The following is an 18578-nucleotide window of genomic DNA, read 5'->3' on the forward strand; positions in this document are numbered from 1 at the left end:
AAAATTGCTTATGTCTTCTATTTATTCCTTAACACAGAATTTATTTCATTTATGTCTGTGTGATTTTCTAAAAATTGTTTTTCTTTCTTTCTCAATTCCTTCATCCAACCATTAATCACTACTTCTGCTTTATCCCCTAAAGCATCTTGCATAGCTTGAAAAACAGGTGAATGTTGCTTATCAGCATACAATTGAATTTCTTTTTGAAGGCGATTTCCACCTAATACGTATGTGATAAATGGCTTCCAATGTGATAACTGAAAATGATCACATGTTTTTTGAAGGAGCGCAGACTCAATCGTTACTATGCTTTTCATTACGTCATCCGTCGTTTCATGCGCTTTTTGGTATAACATAATTTTGTGTTCATTTATCTCTTTAATTCCTTCAGCAAGTGCACGAATTAAAACAATATCACGATTCATAGACAATAAATAATAATATAGTCCACTATAGTAATCGCCTGCAAGTACTGTTAATTGACGACATTTATGGAATTCAATCTCTTCCTCGCCTACTTTATTTGATACCCTTTCATGCGTATCAAGCGCAATTTGTACAAGCATAATTGTTACTACGTAATGCTCAATTTGTTCTATATGTAAGTTTGCACTCTTTAAAGCACCATATAACAATGCTATCTTTTCTTCATCAATAAATGGTTCTTCAATATAGTTTATAAAATAAGGATGGCGTAATTTCTCCATCAATTTTTCTTTTATACCCGCATACCCTCCGTAGATGTCACACACAAAAAATCACCCTTGTTTTCTAATTCATAAAACTTATTATAACACATACACTCTATTTTCTATAACCAAAACTTGGCTACACCTACCATTCATGTAAGCAATCTTTCTAATCTCACTCTGTCTAGTTAAAACTATATCATTTATTTACTAAAAAAAAAAAAGAAAAGCAGTTTCCCGCTTTTCTTTACTTCGTTTTAATAAACGATAAAATTTCACTGCGCGCTGCAGCATCATTTTCAAGCACACCACGCACTGCTGTCGTTACTGTTTTCGCACCTGGTTTTTTCACACCACGCATCGTCATACACATATGTTCTGCTTCTACTACTACCATTACACCATGAGGCTCTAGTACTTCCATAATAGAGTTCGCTACTGTTGATGTAATACGTTCTTGCAGTTGTGGGCGACGTGCAATTGTATCTACGGTACGAGCTAATTTACTTAACCCTGTTACCTTTCCACCTTGCGGAATATATGCAACGTGAGCAACTCCATAGAATGGTACTAAATGATGCTCACACATCGAATAAAATGGTATATCTTTTACTAGTACAAGCTCTTCGTGATCTTCTCCGAATACTTTATGCAAATGCTCTTTCGGATCTTCATGCATACCTGAGAACACTTCTGCGTACATTTTTGCAACACGCTTTGGTGTATCAAGTACTCCCTCACGATTTGGGTCATCCCCAATCGCCTCTAAAATAAGGCGTACTGCATGTTCAATTTGTTCTAAATTAACTTTTGCCATCCGCTAGCCCTCCCGAAAACCTAAAAGTGATACGAACACATTCTAGCATATTTATGTTTTTAAAAGCAAAAAGAAGAGTTCCCAAAAAGGAAACTCTTCTTCCCTGTTAATATGTAAGGATTATTTAACCGCATCTTTTAACGCTTTACCAGGTTTGAATGCAGGTACTTTACTTGCAGCGATTTCAATCTCCTCACCTGTTTGTGGGTTACGACCTTTACGAGCCGCACGCTCACGAACTTCGAAGTTACCGAATCCGATCAGTTGTACTTTATCACCTTGTTTTAAAGCTTCTAAGATAGAATCAAAAACAGCGTCTACTGCTTTTGTTGCGTCCTTTTTAGAAAGGGAACTTGCTTCTGCAACAGCATTGATTAAATCTGTCTTGTTCATGCCATTCACCTCCTCCCAAAGATAAGACTGTATAATGATCATAAAATGAGTCTTACTTTCATTTGTAGGCAATTTTTGCAAATTCTATACTACAAAGATGTAGATAAATCATTATCAACGCCTATATTATACGATTCTCCTTTATAATTCAATATTTTTAAGGAAATTGTTACTCTTAAAATGTGAAAATCTGATGAAACTTGACAATTTACAACAATGTATTAGATAATGACTGTTTATTTTTCTATTTTATAATCAAAAAAAACAAAAAATCCCTCTACAATGAGAGGGATTTTTTCTTATAGTATAATCGCAATTAATCCGCCAGATCCTTCATTAATAATTCTTTCTAGCGTTTCTTTTAATTTATATCTAGCATTTTCTGGCATTAAAGATAATTTCGCCTGAATTCCTTCTCGAACAATCGAGCTAAGTGAACGTCCAAATATATCAGAATTCCAAATTGATAACGGGTCATCTTCAAAATCTTGCATTAAATAACGAACTAATTCTTCACTTTGCTTTTCAGTACCAATAATCGGCTCAAACGTTGACTCTACATCTACTTTAATCATATGAATAGATGGCGCTACCGCTTTTAACTTCACACCAAACCTTGAACCGTGACGAATAATTTCTGGCTCATCTAAGCTCATATCCGCTAATGCAGGTGCTGCTACACCATATCCTGTTTGCTTAACCATACGCAGTGCATCCGCCACTTGATCGTACTCTATTTTCGCATGAGATAAATCGAGCATAAGCTTTAACAAATGATCTTTCCCTCGAATTTCTACTCCTACTACTTCTTTTAAAATCTGATCATATAATTCATCTGGCGCATATAAATCAATCTCCGCCACACCTTGCCCCATATCAATGCCAGCTAGGCTCGCTCGATCAATAAATTCATATTGACTAAACTGCCAAACAACGCGATCCACATCACGAAGACGTTTTATATCCTTCACAGTTTCTTGAACTGCTTCTTGATAACTTTGACGCAACCAATGCCCTTCATTTAGCACCATTACCCAACTCGGAAGGTTCACATTCACTTCTAATACAGGGAATTCAAATAGCGCTTCACGAAGTACATTATATACATCTGTTTCTCTTAAACTCTCCACACTCATTGCAATAACCGGGATATCATATTCTTCTGATAAACTTTGGCGTAATTGCTCTGTATCTGGATGATACGGCTGTACCGTATTAATTATCATAATGAAAGGTTTTCCTACTTCTTTCAACTCATTTACAACGCGTTCTTCTGCCTCTATATAATCTCTTCTTGGAATTTCACCAATTGTTCCATCTGTTGTAATTACAACACCAATTGTTGAATGTTCTTGAATTACTTTACGCGTGCCGATTTCTGCAGCTTCATGGAATGGAATAGGTTCTTCATACCAAGGGGTATTAATCATACGCGGGCCATTCTCATCTTCATAGCCCTTCGCTCCAGGAACCGTATATCCAACACAATCTACTAATCGAATATTCACTTCAAGTCCTTCATCTACTTCGATAGAAACCGCTTGGTTTGGAACAAACTTCGGTTCCGTCGTCATAATTGTACGACCAGCAGCACTTTGAGGCAATTCATCCTGCGCTCTTTGACGGTCAGACTCATTCTCAATATTTGGAATAACTACAAGTTCCATAAATTTTTTAATGAATGTTGATTTCCCTGTTCGAACAGCTCCTACAACTCCAAAATAAATATCACCGCCTGTTCGTTCTGCAATATCTTTAAAAATATCTACCTTTTCCAAGTGATTCCCTCCCTCAAAATTTTTGGGAATAATTCCGCGTTTATAGTCAACTAATACCTTCTCTAACGTTGCCTATAATATCTGATATAATATAATGGTATTCTAGAAGTTCGGACAATATATCATATAATTTTGTCCAATTTCATATGACTATTAAAAAATATCTTTTGTTTGCATCGTAAGTTGTATAACATAAAAAACCTTTCTTCTAGAACTTATTCACTAAAAGAAAGGTTCATGACTTATCATTTTAAAAAAATTGGTTCTCCGTCCTTTACTGTGTACGGTAAAGAATAAGCTGGTACAAACGGGGAACCTTTCGAAAGTATATTTCGAATATCTTCTCCCTCTGTAAACTGCCCTTCATTTTTTTTCAAAGCGTCATATAGGTCGATTCTATAATCAACAAAAACTTCTCCTTTTTCATTAATTACAAAAGGAAGTCCTTTACCAGAATATGGACTTGTCACTTGTGGCACATCTTTATATCCTAGTTTTTTGAAATCCAATTCATATACACCATCTGAAATTACTTTTTTAAAAGGTGGATATTGATGTTCATCACGATACATCCTAAGCTTTAAAGATAGTTCCTGAATTTGTTCAGCCATCCTAACATCAATTAACTTTACTGTCGGATTTGTTTCAACGTCTATTAATACGTATTGATATACTCCTCCACTTTCATACGCATTCCCTGGCGCTTCTTGTATGTAACGCGGGGCAATCTGTTGAAAATCGATTGGATACTTTTGATAAATAGGTGTACTCATATCCCTCGTCTTAATTGGCAATATCCCATCATTTTGCTCCTTAAATGTCACAACAGCTTTTTGAACAACCTGTAGCTGATCTTCATAAGGAACCGCATTTTGCTTCATATTTTCTTTCGGATACAGACACCCCGTTAAAAGGCTCATACAACAAAATATTAAAATAATATGGAATTTTTTCACTAGCATCACCTTTTCATACTAATCTAATTTGCTCCGTATGTAGTATTTTCGAGACCATTCCATTTACTGCTGTACAGGTCCACTAAATACAACAAGAAAAATAACAATTCCTGACACAATCATAAGGGTGTACGCTACTAACGCTGTAATCCCTTTCAAAAATTTATTCTTTATTCTATGTCTACTTAATAAAATAAAACTTACTGCAAAAAACATAAATCCAATTGCCCCTAAAGCCAGCCACATTTTCATAAGCCCTTCTGACATATACACACCCCTTTTTATTAATCTATTTTTATACTATTTTAACAAATTAAAATCTTTAAACAAATACAAAAAGAACATTTTACTACAAATCGCGAGTATGTAACTTTAATCAATAGGTTTTCCAGCATTTCTCACCAATCTAGGCAAAAATAAAACCGAAGCGATTGTATCTCTCGCTTCGGTTGACCAAATATGCCCAAAAACAGCTCTATTCCCATTCTTTCATGGCTATCATATGCAATCTCCAAACTCTTTGTTTCTCATAATTTATTTTTTAAACATTTTGCTTAACGAACCAAAATCTGTTGGCATATTATTATTAATAATCGCTTTTACAATTTGATCCTCTTGCTCTTTCGGCACTTCACGTCCCGCCATAAGAGCCACTTGATGAATTAATTGACGAAGTACAGTTTCATCACGTAAATTCGCATTTTGCACGGATGATGCTAATTTAAAAATATCCTCTTTATTTACTTTCGCTTCCTTCTCAATATTATTAAAAATATTATTATCCATTCTTTTCACCCTCTCCTCAAGTTACTCTTCATCCTATGCAAAAATGAAAAAATGGTGAAAAGACCCAAAAAATAAAAAAGCGACAGAAGTACAAATGTACTTCTGTCGCTTTTCTTTACAGTAAATCAGGTATAGCTTCCACTTCATGTTTTCGAACACGTCCCATCAATGAGCCTACTGCATCTTTTACGTTATTCCCATTGAACAGCACGTCATATAAAGCAGCTGTAATCGGCATTTCAACTTCCATTTTCTCTGCCAATTCATGAGCAGCTTTCGTTGTTCTTACACCTTCCACAACCATACCCATGCTTTCTAACACTTCTTCTAAAGAGTGTCCTTTTCCAAGCATATTTCCAGCGCGCCAATTTCGGCTATGAACACTTGTACAAGTTACAATTAAGTCTCCCATACCAGTTAGACCAGCAAACGTTAACGGATTCCCGCCCATTTTTCTTCCTAAACGAGCAATCTCTGTTAAACCACGTGTCATCAATGCCGCCTTTGCATTATCACCTAATCCAAGACCATCAGTTATACCAGCAGCTAATGCGATAATATTTTTTAACGCACCACCAAGTTCAACTCCAACGATATCTGGATTTGTGTATACACGAAAATAACTATTCATAAATAAATCTTGTACTTCCTCAGCCGCTTCCATACGCTTTGCTGCAGACGTAACTGTTGTCGCTTGTCGTAAACCGACTTCTTCAGCATGACTCGGTCCAGACAGTACAACAACATCTTTAATTAAGTGCTCTGGAATTTCTTCCTCAATCACTTCCGAAATACGTTTTGACGTACCAGGTTCAATTCCTTTGCTCGCATGAATCCAAGTAATTGGTTCAGTAACAATTTCTTTCATCTCTTGTAATACATCTCTGTACGCTTTCGTTGGTACTACTAGCAGTACTGTATTTACATCTACTAATGCTTCTTCTAAAGAAGAGTAGGCTACGATTGTGCTTGGCAATGCAATGCCTGGGAGATATCGACTATTCTCATGTTTCGTATTAATTTCATCCATAAGTTCTGGGCGATTTCCCCAAATACGTACATCATGTCCATTGTCAGCTAATACCATCGCTAACGCTGTTCCCCAGCTACCTGCTCCTACTACTGTGATTTTTGTCATAAAATCACATCCTCTCCATTAGTCTCTTGCTCTAGCGATAATGTGAATCGGCGTTCCTACGAAGCCAAATGATTCACGTAAGCGATTCTTTAAGAAACGCTCATATGAGAAGTGCAATAATTCTGGATCGTTTACAAACACAACAAATGTCGGTGGTTTTACCGCAACTTGTGTTGCATAGAAAATTTTCAGACGGCTACCATTATGAGTTGGTGTCGGATTCATCGCTACCGCATCCATAATTACATCGTTTAATACGTTCGTTTGAATACGGATACTATGACTTTCATTTACCTCATCGATAACCGGTATTAATGTTTGTGTACGTTTTCTCGTTTTTGCAGATAAGAAAACAATTGGTGCGTATTCTAAGAATTGGAAATGAGCACGGATATTTTCTTCAAATGCTTTCATTGTTTTTTCGTCTTTTTTCACTGCATCCCATTTATTTACAACGATAACAACAGCTCGCCCTGAATCATGAGCATATCCAGCGATTTTTTTATCTTGCTCAATAATTCCTTCTTCACCATCTAAAACAACTAAAACAACGTCAGAACGTTCAATCGCTCTTAGCGCACGAAGTACACTATATTTTTCTGTACTTTCATACACTTTTCCTTTTTTACGCATACCAGCTGTATCAATAATTACATAATCTTTTCCATCTTTACTATATGGTGTATCGACAGCATCACGAGTTGTTCCTGCTACATTACTAACAATTACACGCTCTTGACCAAGAAGAGCATTTACAAGTGATGATTTCCCTACGTTTGGACGTCCAATTAAAGAGAAACGAATTGTGTCTTCATCATATCCGTCTTCTTCAATCTTTGGAAAATGTTGTGCAGCTTCGTCTAGTAAGTCGCCTAACCCTAATCCGTGTGTACCTGAAATTGGGAATGGTTCGCCAAATCCTAATGCATAAAAGTCATAAATGTCACTGCGCATTTCCGGATTGTCCACTTTATTTACTGCAAGTACAACCGGTTTATTTGAACGATATAAAATTTTTGCAACTTCTTCATCAGCTGCTGTTACACCGTCACGACCGTTTGTCATAAAAATGATAACATCCGCTTCATCAATTGCTACTTCAGCTTGTTGACGAATTTGTGTCAAAAACGGCTCGTCTCCAATATCAATTCCGCCCGTATCAATAATGTTAAATTCATGATTTAACCATTCTCCAGCGCTATAAATACGATCGCGCGTTACACCTGGAATATCTTCTACGATTGAAACTCTTTCTCCAACAATTCTATTGAAAATAGTAGATTTCCCTACGTTCGGGCGACCTACTATCGCTATTACTGGTTTCGGCATATACTTTCATCCTTTCAACTTGCTTCTGTTTATTATGTAAAAAACCCTTCTTTGTGCAAGAAGGGATTTGCATTCCAGAATATTTCTCAACGTATCAAAACACCTCACATTATAACACACGTTGCTAATGTTTCACAATAATATATACATTCTCTTGTAAGCGATGTGCAATACCATCTAAAATTGCTTCTAAATTATTTGCAACAAATTCTAGTTCCTCCGTCGATTCGCAAACGAATAAAGGAGCACCACCTGCAAATTTTTCTGGAGTCGTTGTTATAACTGCCAGAATAACACTTTCTAACATCATCTCTTATCTCCCCTTCCTTTTGGGGCTTCCGATGACATATGGACAGCACTTTCTAACGTTGGTACATTTCCTATGACACCTATCGCTTTCTCTGCATCTTGATCTTGCGGCAGGACAAAAATCCCAACCCTGCCATCCTCTAAATCACGCTTTGCTAACGGTACAAGCGCTGGTGTACCAGAATCTCTATAAATCCCTAACGCTACTGAAACATCGTGTAAAATAGCTTGTCGTTGCCCTAAATTTGAGATTGTAACCATCGCATCAATTGATTTCGGCTTTAAAATAAAACCCATACCATATTTCATAATTTCTTCTTGTCTTGCAGGCAATCCAATATTCATAATGTAAATATTGTCAATATAAAGCCCTGCTCCTTCAAAACGAAGCGGAACGTGCTCAATTTCAACAAGATCATGTAGCCTTTTACCAGACATTAATTTTTTCGCGATAAAAAATGCGATTATAGCCATAATTACTCCTGCAATCCATGAACGGAATCCTATATACGCAAACGTCGTTGCAAACGACGTTAACATTGCCAAATAGTTACGACTTTCAAAAACTAATGCAATTCCTTCAATGTATGTATTTCCACGCGGTACGAGCTCATACCCATCTAATTGTTGAAGCGTATTTCTTTCCATATTACGTACATCACGAAATTGTGTCGCTGCTAACGTAAGAAATGTAATGGCAGAAAAATCTTTTTTCAAAATAGACGGGATTGCAATCGCTCCTAAAGCAGCTGCAATTAACCCCATTGCAATATGAATAATTTTCCCATGCAGCCTCGTCGGATATTGCCGCGTATCCGTCCGAAGCATTAGCACCCTTGTAACTGTCCCCGCTATTACGCCGCATAAAATGGCTGGTGTATATTCAGTCATGTATTACCCTCGCCTTTCTTTTACGTGTTTTTCTCTTAAACCGTTCCATGTATACTGATGCTTTTGCAACCCAAAACAATATTGCCATGAATAATGTAGAAACGGCGACGATATCAAAAAATGCTAAACTACCGTAATCATATGGAAAATTCAATTTCCTAAAAATAAATGTCACTAGCAGCTCTCCTTGTAACATCCCTACATATAGAGAGCATAATCGTAATATGCGATCCCCATGCAATAACACCGATGCATACACAAGAGCACTACTTAGCAGAAACACTCTATCCACCACAATCCAAATCGGATCATATATTTCTAACAGATGAAAACTTGTATATAACATTGCAATAATAAGTGCCGAAAGTAAGCTATATAATTTTTCCCAGACAGAATATAGCGCGATCCCTATAAAAGAAATAATACAAAGTAAAAGAGCATTTACTGATACCATGAATGAGGCAATCGTTACATGTAACGGAGAGCAAATTATAAAAATCAGTATACAAGCGCCTAACTTCCACCGGATAGGGTCCTTTTTCATAAAAAAGGTTACAATGATCCACCCTATCCAAGCTACAAAATAAAAAGTACTTCCATCCATCAACTTCACCTCCTATGTTTTCCATTATGGGAACTTTTTATGAAAGTTAATCCACTTTATTTACGCATAGTTTTTTCTTATAACAGCAACACTTTTAACAAGGAGGTGTTATTCATTATGGGTAAAGATCGCCAAGAACGAAAACTACGAGAATCACGCCGCGTTGAATCCGATCGTGATCAATCACTACAATATCCAGGTGCAACTGGACTTGATACACCAGAACAGGCTCGAAAACAAAACCAGCACTAATTAATACAAAAAGACGGTTTCTATATTGTACGAAACCGTCTTTTACATAATCAGTTTAATGATTTCTATTTATATCGAAATAATATTTCGCATACTATATCCTCCCATTACTTCTTTTTACCTTCACCTATTCCCATTAAAAATTAAGTTCTCTCCAGTAATTCGACAACACACCATCTACATTTTTCAACCCTTTTTCAATTACAATTTTTACGAAATGATATTTTTATATAATACTAATTCCATTCTCCACTTTATATTACGAAAAAGAATAGAACAAAAAAAAAATCAACCGAATGGTTGATTTTTTATCTCCTACTATAATGCGCAGTATCAATACCACGCTGCATTAACCAATGATATGTTTCACCCTTTACAACAAGAGGTACAGATTGCAACTCTTCTATCGTCTTCGCACCAAGAGCTGTCATTATAAATTTCAAATCTGTATGTAGAAGCTCAATTTCATCTACTAACTTCTCGATACCATCTTGCATTAAAATACGTAAAAAATAACCAGCAAACGCAGTTGTATTCGCCCCTAATGCGATTGCTTTCGCTACGTCAAGCGCTGTTTGTATACCCCCAGATGCAATAAAAGAGAGGTTATTATTTGTAGAGGTTGCTTCAATAATCGAGGTTGCTGTTTGTATGCCCCAGTTATTAAAATAAGAAAGCATTCGCTGTCTTCTTTCGTTTTCAACAGCAGCAAAATTCGTACCACCTTGCCCACCAATATCAATTGCTGTTACACCTACGTTCACTAACTGTTGCATTGTTTCCTTACTCATCCCAAATCCAACTTCTTTTACAATGATAGGAACTTTACTATTTAAAACAATTTTCTCAATGCGCTGAAGTACTCCAGTAAAATCACGGTCTCCTTCTGGCATCGTTAACTCTTGTATGACATTTAAATGAATTTGTAATGCATTCGCTTCAATCATATCAACGGCGCGCTCTGCCTGCTCGATAGTTGCCTCACTACCTAAATTAGCAAAGAAAATACCATTTGGGTTTACCTTTCTAATCACCTTATAAGAAGCAGCTTCACTTTCATCTTTTAACGCCGCCATTTGCGAACCTACAGCCATAGCAAGGTTATGATGTTTCGCTACATATGCTAATTGCTCATTAATATGTAACGTTTTCTCTCCTCCACCACCAGTCATCGCATTGATAAAAATCGGCGAACTTAGTGAAAGTTCGCCGATTTTTGTTTCACATGTTATTGTGTCATAATTTGAATTTGGCAAGCTTTGATGCACAAAATCAATATCATGAAAGCCATGCGTACGAGACTGACCAGTAGAAAGAGCGTATTCAATATGATCTAATTTACGTTTTGCCCTTACCACTTGTACCCCTCATTATTTCTTTAATTTTTTCAGTTGTTCACCAATAATATCACTTAATTGGAAAGTAGCAGAATCAGCATTTGGCTCATACTGACTATAATCTTCAGTTACATTATTTTCCTCAAGCGCTTCTTTTATACTTAAAGAAATACGTTTCTCTGCTACGTGAACTTCAAGTACTTTCACTTTTACTTCTTGTCCCATTTCCAATACTTCATTCGGATTTTTCACGTGACGATTTGCAATTTGAGATACGTGTACAAGCCCTTCAACGCCCGGTAAAATCTCAACGAATGCACCAAATGTAACAAGGCGTTTTACTACTCCCTCACGAATATCTCCAGCTTTTATTTCGCCAGCAACGTTTTCCCAAGGTCCTGGTTGAGCTGCTTTAATTGATAAAGAAATACGTTGTGTATCAGCATCAACAGATAACACCTTTACCTTAACCTTTTGACCTTGCTCTAACACTTCAGAAGGTTGCTCTACACGTTCGTGTGAAATTTGTGAAATGTGAACTAAACCGTCCACTCCACCAACGTTAACGAATGCGCCAAAGTCAGTTAATCGTTGTACTGTTCCTTCAACAACGTCCCCTTCTTTTAATGAAGAAATTGCTTCTTTTTTCTTAGAATCTAGTTCTAATTCTACTACCGCTTTATGCGAAAGGATTACACGATTTTTTTCACGGTCTAATTCAACAATTTTCACCGCTAATGTTTTACCTTTATAGTCAGTAAAGTCTTCTACATAATGTACTTCTACAAGTGAAGCTGGAATAAAACCGCGAACACCAAGGTCCACAACTAATCCGCCATTCACAATATCTTTTACAGTAACATCAAATACATGACCAGAAGTAAATTTCTCTTGTAGTTCTACCCATGCTTTTTCTGCATCAACAGCACGTTTAGATAAGACAAGATCATCTTCTTCTAATTTAATAATTTTCAACTCTAGTGTTTGATCTAATTCTACAACATCGCTTGCTTTTTCAATATGAACGTTAGCTAATTCACTAATTGGAATTACGCCATCTGTTTTGTATCCAACATTTACAAGCACTTGTTTCTCTTCAACCTTCGTTACAGAACCTGTAACAACGTCACCAACTTGTAATTCTTTTGAATCCATAACTTCTTCATTCATTTTCTCTACCATGGAAATACCTCCCTACAGAATTGACAAAGCATTTTTTATGTATATACGAAATGAAAACAAAGTTTTCATTTGCATGTTTAAGAATTTCTCATCACATACTCTTTTTCAATAACATTCACAAGAAAATATATTAAACCTATATAAATAGTATACAGCAAAACCAGCTTGAAAAAAGTATGTTTTGAAATATAATAGCGAATATATTCTGACAGTTTTATTCCTCTTTAACTAACTTCTTACAAATCAGCTCATTTGTCAAGGAAAGAGACTCACAATTCACGTATCCTTTACATTTCTATTTAAACAAAAAAAGAAAGAGGACTATCCCCTTTCTTTATTTCGCAAACACTCCAGAAACAATGCTCATAATTTTTTGGACAACTTCTTCAATTGATAAAGAAGTCGTATCTAATTCCAATGCATCATCAGCCTTTTTTAGTGGAGAAACTTCACGTTCTGAATCTAATTTATCACGCTGAGCAATTTCTTCTTTTAGCTGCTCTAAATTAGAATCGAAACCTTTATTTAAATTTTCTAAATGTCTTCTTTCCGCTCTTTCTTCAACAGAAGCAAGCATAAAGATTTTCACTTCAGCATCCGGTAATACATGTGTACCAATATCACGGCCGTCCATTACAACGCCGCCTTTTTTCGCTAACTCTTGCTGACGACGTACCATTTCTTCACGAACAAGGCGATGTTTCGCTACAATAGATACTCGATTCGTCACATCAGGTGTACGAATTACTTCAGAAACATCTTGTCCATTTAAAAATACAAGCTGTGTATTTTCTCCTTGCTGAAACTCAATATTTACATTCTTTACAACTTCCATTAACTGCTCTTCATTTTCAATGTCTACTTTTTGTTCAAGGGCTGCATATGTAAGCGTACGGTACATTGCGCCTGTATCAATATAAACGTAAGAAAGTTCCTTCGCAACAACTTTTGCCACTGTACTTTTCCCAGCAGCTGCTGGACCATCTATAGCAATTGAAATTCGTTTATCCATTGTAACACCTCATTTTTTCACTTATAAAACAAAACGAAAAGCAGGTGTTCACCCTGCTTCTTCTCATTTGCTTCACGTCATTAAATCCTCAATTATTGTAGCATAATCCTTCATAGAAGAAAATGAAAACTACCTATTCACCTGCAAGATTTCCACTTTGTTTTTTACCATGACACCCTCATAATAAACAATTTTAGATAAATATTTCACTGATGACTTATGTATAAATAACAATTGCACAACAGAAAGACAAATGAATTGTATTATTAATATACGAATAAAAATTCTCTCCATCTTTTTCACCGGAATTCTTCCCTCCTATACTATATTTGCACATTTCGTTTCATGATTTTATACATCGTACATATAGCAGTTAATTTTATTGTCATTTTCGAGGCATACTTTTATACATTTCCATTGTCGAATTTACTCAAAACATGTTATGTTCTAAATGTATTTTTTTACTTGAAAGGGGTATAAGCATTGAAAAGAATCCTAGTTTTACACACAGGTGGAACAATTGCAATGGAGGAAGATAAAGAAACTGGGGTCGTACAACCAGGTGAAAAAAATCCTCTTTTAAAATTCATTCCTGATTTAGAAGGCGATGTTGATTTAATCGTTGAAGATGTGTTCCACCTACCATCTCCTCATATGACACCGAGCGAAATGTTACAATTACAAGTCATCATTGATGAAAGAGTAAAACAAGACAACATTCATGGCGTAGTCATTACGCATGGCACGGATACATTAGAAGAAACAGCTTATTTCTTAGATTTAACAGTACAAGCAACTATTCCGATCGTAGTGACAGGTGCAATGCGCTCTAGCAATGAGTTAGGTGCTGATGGTCTATATAACTTCTTATCAGCTGTAAAAGTTGCTAGTTGTGATGAAGCTGCAGAAAAAGGTGTTTTAGTCGTATTAAACGACGAAATTCATTGCGCTACAAATGTAACGAAAACACATACAAGTAATGTTGCAACATTCCAAAGCCCACAATACGGACCAATTGGAATGGTAACAAAACGCGGCGTTGTCTTCCATCACGCTTTAGTACATCACGAAACATATACGATAAACAAAGTGTCTAAAAATGTAGTTGTTCTAAAAGCATATGCTGGCATGGATGATACATTATTAGCAGCAATCGAAAATCTTCCTGTAGACGGCATTGTTATCGAAGCTCTTGGACAAGGTAATCTCCCTCCAAGAACACTACCTAGTCTAGAAAGATTATTAAATAGAGGTATTCCTGTCGTATTAGTTTCTCGCTGTTTCAACGGTATCGTTCAAGACGTATATTCGTATGAAGGTGGCGGTAAACACTTAAAAGATATGGGCATTGTATTCACATACGGCTTAAATGCACAAAAAGCACGCATTAAATTACTTGTTGCATTAGAGAATACAAATTCTCATGAATCCATTCAAAATATGTTTATGCACGAATAAAAAGGAGCTGTCGAGGTTTTCCCGACAGCTCCTTTTTATTTTTCTCTTGATGCAATGGTTTGCGCAATCGCATCTCCATGAAATCTTCCGTTCTCGATAAATATTTCATTTGCATTATTTCCAGCAGCAATGACACCTGCAATGAAAATATTTTCAGCATTCGTTTCCATTCTATCCTCTGTATAAATTGGACGTCCTGTTTCTTCATCAATCTGAACACCCATCTTCGTTAAGAAGCTATGATCAGGATGATAACCAGTCATCGCAAATACAAAATCGTTTTTGATTGTAAGAGCTTCACCATCAACTGTAAACGTTAATGTATGCTCAGTAATTTCTTTCACATGAGCCCCAAAATGCATTTGAATTGTACCATTTCGTACTAACGCCTCAAATTCCGGCAAAATCCAAGGCTTTATGCTTGGTGAATACTCACTTCCACGATACAGTACCGTTACACGTGCACCAGATTTAACAAGTTCTAACGCGGCATCTACACTCGAGTTTTTCCCACCTATAACTACTACATCTCGATCAAAATAAGGATGCCCCTCTTTAAAATAGTGAGCTACTTTCTTCAATTCCTCACCTGGAACATTCATATAATTTGGATTATCATAATATCCAGTTGCTACAACAATATATTTCGCTATATATATTTCCTTACTTCCGTCACGCTTTGTCGTCTCAACCTGAAAAGCTTCTCCATCTTTTTGAACTTTCTCCACTCGCTCAAAAGCATTTACACGTACAGATTTACGTCTTACTACTTCACGATAATACGCAAGCGCTTGATTTCGAACTGGCTTACGATTTTCTGTAATAAAAGCTACATCACCAATTTCTAATTTTTCACTAGAAGAGAAAAATGTTTGATGAGTTGGATAATTATAAATGGCATTTACAATGTTTCCTTTTTCAATTACTAACGGATTTATCCCTACCTTTTGCAACGAAATTGCAGCCGCTAATCCGCACGGACCGCCTCCGATTATAATAACTGTTTCTTTCTGCATACTCGTCCACTCCTAGTCTTCTACCAATACACTATTTATAAAAACAAGAAAAAACCTACTTACAGCAGTAGGCACCTATCTTTATTGTATTCATTTTTCATATATTTGTCATCTAAACGAAACGTACATCCGATAGACATCTGCTAAAAACTGCTGAAATTTAATACCTTGTTTCCCTAATACATTCTCAGGATCAATCTTTCTAGCTGGATCAAGCGTTTTATGTGACACGATATCTTTTTTCGGATTTAAGCCAAAGTTTTGGCATAAATACGCATGATACCATGTAAAACGATTATATGCTTCCCAAAAGTTAACATCACCACCATAACAAAGTTCCACTCCAATGGCCGCCTTATTCGCGTCATAGCCATATAAGTCATTATCCGTCGGCACACCATATCGAACATGATACGCAACTTCATTTATAGGAATAATCTCCAATATTGTTTTATCATCTATAAATGTATGCGCCGAAGCTTTCGGTTGTAATTCATTAAAGTAATCTCGATTCCCTATCGCATTGCTTCCAGGATTCCCCGTATCATGGCTTACAATAAATCTCACTTTAGTCAGAGGAATCCCCGGTCGTGAACTTCCATATCCAATATAGTTGCGCTCTATAGGAAACATCGCCATTGCTACCAACTCCCGCTCTAGAAGATTACCTTACTTCCTTATATATGTATTCGGTAGCAATGTCCTTATCGCATATTTCTTACGCGAAGAGAAAATCGAAAATATTTGAAGTGAACACCATAAACAACAAGATACTTACAGCCACTCCATAAAAACCGTAAAACCAAACACAATCTTCTTTCGTATCTAAACCGAAAAATTTATTTACCGATTGTAATAATGTGCCACGCTTGCTTTGTTTGTTTCGTAATACTTCCACTCGCTCTACAACATCTGCTGGCATCATAAATCTTTGGTCTACTGTCATTTTCATCATTTATCTCTCCTTAAAATCATTTCCGTTTTGTTTATCTAAGGAGAGTATAGCACGTTTGTTCGTATAGAACAAGCGTTCTTTTTATTTTTATTTTATTTTTCAGCAAGCCAAGTAAAAATCGAGATTACAACGGCAATAATCGGCCCTACTACAACCACACCAAATACCAAAAACAGTAACCCTTCCCCGAACATCCGAACGGTACTTATTTTTCGAGCTTTCATCGTTCTTGCAAGTTCTCCCTCTAACCTCTTAACCTTCTCTTCTAATTGTTCTACTCGTTCCAGCATTTCATTCTCCATATACAACACCTCATTTAATACTTCAACAAAAAAACGTGATTCCCTCGAAAGGAAATCACGTTTTCTCAAGATATAATATTTTATACCCAACCTCTGAAGCGGCTTGCTTCAGCCATTTTACGAACACCAACCATGTACGCCGCTAAGCGCATGTTCACTTTACGAACTTGTGCTGTTTCATAAATAGAATCAAATGATCTTACCATTACTTTTTCTAAACGTTGTTCTACTTCTTCTTCAGTCCAGTAGTAACCTTGGTTGTTTTGTACCCACTCAAAGTAAGATACTGTTACACCACCAGCACTTGCTAACACGTCTGGAACAAGCAAAATTCCGCGATCTGTTAAAATTTTAGTCGCTTCTAATGTTGTTGGACCATTTGCAGCTTCAACAACGATTTTTGCTTTAATATCATTAGCATTTTCTTCTGTAATTTGGTTCTCAATTGCCGCTGGTACTAAAATATCGCAATCAAGTTCTAACAATTCTTTGTTTGAAATTGTATTGTTAAATAGCTTTGTTACTGTACCGAAGCTATCACGACGGTCTAATAAATAATCAATATCTAATCCGTTTGGATCATGTAACGCGCCGTAAGCATCTGAGATTGCAATAACTTTCGCACCTGCATCATGCATAAATTTAGCTAAGAAGCTACCAGCATTACCGAATCCTTGAACAACAACGCGTGCACCCTTAATATCAATGCCACGTTTTTTAGCAGCTTCGCGAATACAAATTGTTACACCTTTCGCTGTTGCTGTTTCACGTCCATGTGATCCACCTAATACAAGCGGTTTACCTGTAATAAATCCTGGTGAATTAAATTCATCAATACGGCTATACTCATCCATCATCCACGCCATAATTTGAGAGTTTGTGAATACATCTGGAGCTGGAATATCTTTCGTCGGACCTACGATTTGGCTAATTGCTCGTACATAACCGCGGCTTAATCTTTCTAACTCACGGAATGACATTTCACGTGGATCACAGATAATTCCACCCTTACCTCCACCATATGGTAAATCAACAATACCACATTTTAAACTCATCCAGATTGAAAGTGCTTTCACTTCATTTTCTGTTACATTCGGATGGAAGCGAATTCCACCTTTCGTTGGACCAACAGCATCATTATGTTGCGCACGATATCCTGTAAATATTTTAACAGTCCCGTCATCCATACGAACTGGTATTTTCACTGTCATCATACGAATTGGTTCTTTTAATAATTCATATACTTCGTTTGGATAACCCAATTTTTCTAACGCTTCACTAATAACAATTTGTGTTGAATTCAATAGTTCAAAATGTTGTTCCCTTTGTTGTTGTGTTTTTGTTTGAGTTCCCTTTTCGGCTACCATAGTAAGT

The 18578-nt window shown here is 36.3% G+C and carries 23 protein-coding genes; 2 read left to right on the forward strand and 21 right to left on the reverse strand.

Annotated features, from left to right (window positions below; genetic code table 11):
- Nucleotides 1–17: 17 nt before the first annotated feature.
- The 12 genes from ACTFSL_RS01630 to ACTFSL_RS01685 all read right to left on the reverse strand — a co-directional run bounded on the left by ACTFSL_RS01630 (nt 18) and on the right by ACTFSL_RS01685 (nt 9690).
- The gene (locus tag ACTFSL_RS01630; protein ID WP_119683154.1) at nt 18–752 is read right to left on the reverse strand and encodes a heptaprenyl diphosphate synthase component 1; all 735 of its coding nucleotides are present in this window, start codon (nt 750–752) and stop codon (nt 18–20) included.
- Between the two features lie 184 nt (nt 753–936).
- Nucleotides 937–1506, reverse strand: coding sequence for a GTP cyclohydrolase I FolE (folE, locus tag ACTFSL_RS01635; protein ID WP_001151482.1), 570 nt, complete (start codon nt 1504–1506; stop codon nt 937–939).
- Nucleotides 1507–1626: 120 nt separating this feature from the next.
- A complete protein-coding gene (locus tag ACTFSL_RS01640) occupies nt 1627–1899 on the reverse strand; it encodes an HU family DNA-binding protein (RefSeq protein WP_001043860.1) in 273 nt (90 codons plus the stop codon).
- 299 nt (nt 1900–2198) lie between these two features.
- Complete coding sequence (gene spoIVA / locus ACTFSL_RS01645; RefSeq protein WP_000416519.1) at nt 2199–3677, reverse strand: stage IV sporulation protein A; 1479 nt, start codon at nt 3675–3677, stop codon at nt 2199–2201.
- A 245-nt stretch (nt 3678–3922) separates the two neighbouring features.
- A complete protein-coding gene (locus ACTFSL_RS01650) occupies nt 3923–4633 on the reverse strand; it encodes a hypothetical protein (RefSeq protein WP_000713407.1) in 711 nt (236 codons plus the stop codon).
- Between the two features lie 63 nt (nt 4634–4696).
- A complete protein-coding gene (locus ACTFSL_RS01655; protein ID WP_001289008.1) occupies nt 4697–4900 on the reverse strand; it encodes a DUF2768 domain-containing protein in 204 nt (67 codons plus the stop codon).
- Between the two features lie 267 nt (nt 4901–5167).
- Nucleotides 5168–5419, reverse strand: coding sequence for a stage VI sporulation protein F (locus ACTFSL_RS01660; RefSeq protein ID WP_000369754.1), 252 nt, complete (start codon nt 5417–5419; stop codon nt 5168–5170).
- 115 nt (nt 5420–5534) lie between these two features.
- Nucleotides 5535–6557, reverse strand: coding sequence for an NAD(P)H-dependent glycerol-3-phosphate dehydrogenase (locus ACTFSL_RS01665; RefSeq protein WP_119683153.1), 1023 nt, complete (start codon nt 6555–6557; stop codon nt 5535–5537).
- Between the two features lie 18 nt (nt 6558–6575).
- Nucleotides 6576–7886 (reverse strand): ribosome biogenesis GTPase Der, encoded by a 1311-nt coding sequence (gene der / locus ACTFSL_RS01670; protein ID WP_001125893.1) that lies wholly within the window; start codon nt 7884–7886, stop codon nt 6576–6578.
- 124 nt (nt 7887–8010) lie between these two features.
- A complete protein-coding gene (locus ACTFSL_RS01675; RefSeq protein WP_000979059.1) occupies nt 8011–8196 on the reverse strand; it encodes a capping complex subunit for YIEGIA in 186 nt (61 codons plus the stop codon).
- Complete coding sequence (locus tag ACTFSL_RS01680; protein WP_000141596.1) at nt 8193–9086, reverse strand: YIEGIA family protein; 894 nt, start codon at nt 9084–9086, stop codon at nt 8193–8195. Before ACTFSL_RS01680 ends, ACTFSL_RS01675 begins: the two co-directional genes overlap by 4 nt.
- Nucleotides 9079–9690, reverse strand: a complete 612-nt coding sequence (locus ACTFSL_RS01685) for a YphA family membrane protein (protein ID WP_088338547.1) — start codon at nt 9688–9690, stop codon at nt 9079–9081. Before ACTFSL_RS01685 ends, ACTFSL_RS01680 begins: the two co-directional genes overlap by 8 nt.
- Nucleotides 9691–9807: 117 nt before the next feature.
- Here ACTFSL_RS01685 and ACTFSL_RS01690 point away from each other — a divergent pair, with 117 nt between their 5' ends.
- A complete protein-coding gene (locus ACTFSL_RS01690; protein ID WP_000513900.1) occupies nt 9808–9942 on the forward strand; it encodes a YpzI family protein in 135 nt (44 codons plus the stop codon).
- A 308-nt stretch (nt 9943–10250) separates the two neighbouring features.
- On the opposite strand, the gene ACTFSL_RS01695 is transcribed toward ACTFSL_RS01690, so the two are convergent.
- From ACTFSL_RS01695 to ACTFSL_RS01710, 4 genes are all read right to left on the reverse strand, one after another.
- Nucleotides 10251–11300, reverse strand: coding sequence for a type 2 isopentenyl-diphosphate Delta-isomerase (locus ACTFSL_RS01695; protein ID WP_000251036.1), 1050 nt, complete (start codon nt 11298–11300; stop codon nt 10251–10253).
- 12 nt (nt 11301–11312) lie between these two features.
- Nucleotides 11313–12461 carry a 30S ribosomal protein S1 gene (gene rpsA / locus ACTFSL_RS01700; protein ID WP_000229559.1) on the reverse strand — a complete coding sequence of 383 codons (1149 nt, stop codon included), beginning with the start codon at nt 12459–12461 and terminating at the stop codon, nt 11313–11315.
- Nucleotides 12462–12795: 334 nt separating this feature from the next.
- Complete coding sequence (gene cmk, locus ACTFSL_RS01705) at nt 12796–13473, reverse strand: (d)CMP kinase (RefSeq protein ID WP_000361252.1); 678 nt, start codon at nt 13471–13473, stop codon at nt 12796–12798.
- A gap of 129 nt (nt 13474–13602) precedes the next feature.
- On the reverse strand, nt 13603–13776 hold the full coding sequence (locus tag ACTFSL_RS01710) for a YpfB family protein (RefSeq protein WP_000738057.1): 174 nt from the start codon (nt 13774–13776) through the stop codon (nt 13603–13605).
- A gap of 180 nt (nt 13777–13956) precedes the next feature.
- On the opposite strand from ACTFSL_RS01710, the gene ansA reads away from it, so the two are divergent.
- Nucleotides 13957–14931 carry an asparaginase gene (ansA, locus tag ACTFSL_RS01715; RefSeq protein ID WP_000822010.1) on the forward strand — a complete coding sequence of 325 codons (975 nt, stop codon included), beginning with the start codon at nt 13957–13959 and terminating at the stop codon, nt 14929–14931.
- A gap of 35 nt (nt 14932–14966) precedes the next feature.
- On the opposite strand, the gene ACTFSL_RS01720 is transcribed toward ansA, so the two are convergent.
- From ACTFSL_RS01720 to gudB, 5 genes are all read right to left on the reverse strand, one after another.
- Nucleotides 14967–15947 (reverse strand): YpdA family putative bacillithiol disulfide reductase, encoded by a 981-nt coding sequence (locus tag ACTFSL_RS01720; protein ID WP_001168522.1) that lies wholly within the window; start codon nt 15945–15947, stop codon nt 14967–14969.
- A gap of 108 nt (nt 15948–16055) precedes the next feature.
- The gene (locus tag ACTFSL_RS01725; RefSeq protein WP_001240655.1) at nt 16056–16586 is read right to left on the reverse strand and encodes a peptidoglycan recognition protein family protein; all 531 of its coding nucleotides are present in this window, start codon (nt 16584–16586) and stop codon (nt 16056–16058) included.
- Nucleotides 16587–16665: 79 nt separating this feature from the next.
- Complete coding sequence (locus ACTFSL_RS01730) at nt 16666–16902, reverse strand: DUF3961 domain-containing protein (protein ID WP_001983018.1); 237 nt, start codon at nt 16900–16902, stop codon at nt 16666–16668.
- A 92-nt stretch (nt 16903–16994) separates the two neighbouring features.
- Nucleotides 16995–17204: a hypothetical protein gene (locus ACTFSL_RS01735; protein ID WP_000426763.1), complete on the reverse strand. Its 210-nt coding sequence runs from the start codon at nt 17202–17204 to the stop codon at nt 16995–16997.
- Between the two features lie 80 nt (nt 17205–17284).
- Complete coding sequence (gene gudB, locus ACTFSL_RS01740; protein WP_000225173.1) at nt 17285–18571, reverse strand: NAD-specific glutamate dehydrogenase; 1287 nt, start codon at nt 18569–18571, stop codon at nt 17285–17287.
- Nucleotides 18572–18578: the final 7 nt, after the last annotated feature.

Source organism: Bacillus cereus group sp. MYBK108-1 (assembly GCF_051917185.1).
GTDB classification, from domain to species: Bacteria; Bacillota; Bacilli; order Bacillales; family Bacillaceae_G; genus Bacillus_A; species Bacillus_A cereus.

Coding starts and splice junctions, on each gene's coding strand:
- der (WP_001125893.1), bottom strand. CDS start 7,886: ATGCCGAAACCAGTAATAGCGATAGTAGGTCGCCCGAACGTAGGGAAA.
- ACTFSL_RS01655 (WP_001289008.1), bottom strand. CDS start 4,900: ATGTCAGAAGGGCTTATGAAAATGTGGCTGGCTTTAGGGGCAATTGGA.
- ACTFSL_RS01680 (WP_000141596.1), bottom strand. CDS start 9,086: ATGACTGAATATACACCAGCCATTTTATGCGGCGTAATAGCGGGGACA.
- rpsA (WP_000229559.1), bottom strand. CDS start 12,461: ATGGTAGAGAAAATGAATGAAGAAGTTATGGATTCAAAAGAATTACAA.
- ACTFSL_RS01675 (WP_000979059.1), bottom strand. CDS start 8,196: ATGATGTTAGAAAGTGTTATTCTGGCAGTTATAACAACGACTCCAGAA.
- ACTFSL_RS01665 (WP_119683153.1), bottom strand. CDS start 6,557: ATGACAAAAATCACAGTAGTAGGAGCAGGTAGCTGGGGAACAGCGTTA.
- gudB (WP_000225173.1), bottom strand. CDS start 18,571: ATGGTAGCCGAAAAGGGAACTCAAACAAAAACACAACAACAAAGGGAA.
- ACTFSL_RS01730 (WP_001983018.1), bottom strand. CDS start 16,902: ATGATGAAAATGACAGTAGACCAAAGATTTATGATGCCAGCAGATGTT.
- ACTFSL_RS01660 (WP_000369754.1), bottom strand. CDS start 5,419: ATGGATAATAATATTTTTAATAATATTGAGAAGGAAGCGAAAGTAAAT.
- folE (WP_001151482.1), bottom strand. CDS start 1,506: ATGGCAAAAGTTAATTTAGAACAAATTGAACATGCAGTACGCCTTATT.
- ACTFSL_RS01685 (WP_088338547.1), bottom strand. CDS start 9,690: ATGGATGGAAGTACTTTTTATTTTGTAGCTTGGATAGGGTGGATCATT.
- ACTFSL_RS01640 (WP_001043860.1), bottom strand. CDS start 1,899: ATGAACAAGACAGATTTAATCAATGCTGTTGCAGAAGCAAGTTCCCTT.
- ACTFSL_RS01690 (WP_000513900.1), top strand. CDS start 9,808: ATGGGTAAAGATCGCCAAGAACGAAAACTACGAGAATCACGCCGCGTT.
- ACTFSL_RS01735 (WP_000426763.1), bottom strand. CDS start 17,204: ATGGAGAATGAAATGCTGGAACGAGTAGAACAATTAGAAGAGAAGGTT.
- ACTFSL_RS01725 (WP_001240655.1), bottom strand. CDS start 16,586: ATGGCGATGTTTCCTATAGAGCGCAACTATATTGGATATGGAAGTTCA.
- cmk (WP_000361252.1), bottom strand. CDS start 13,473: ATGGATAAACGAATTTCAATTGCTATAGATGGTCCAGCAGCTGCTGGG.
- ACTFSL_RS01720 (WP_001168522.1), bottom strand. CDS start 15,947: ATGCAGAAAGAAACAGTTATTATAATCGGAGGCGGTCCGTGCGGATTA.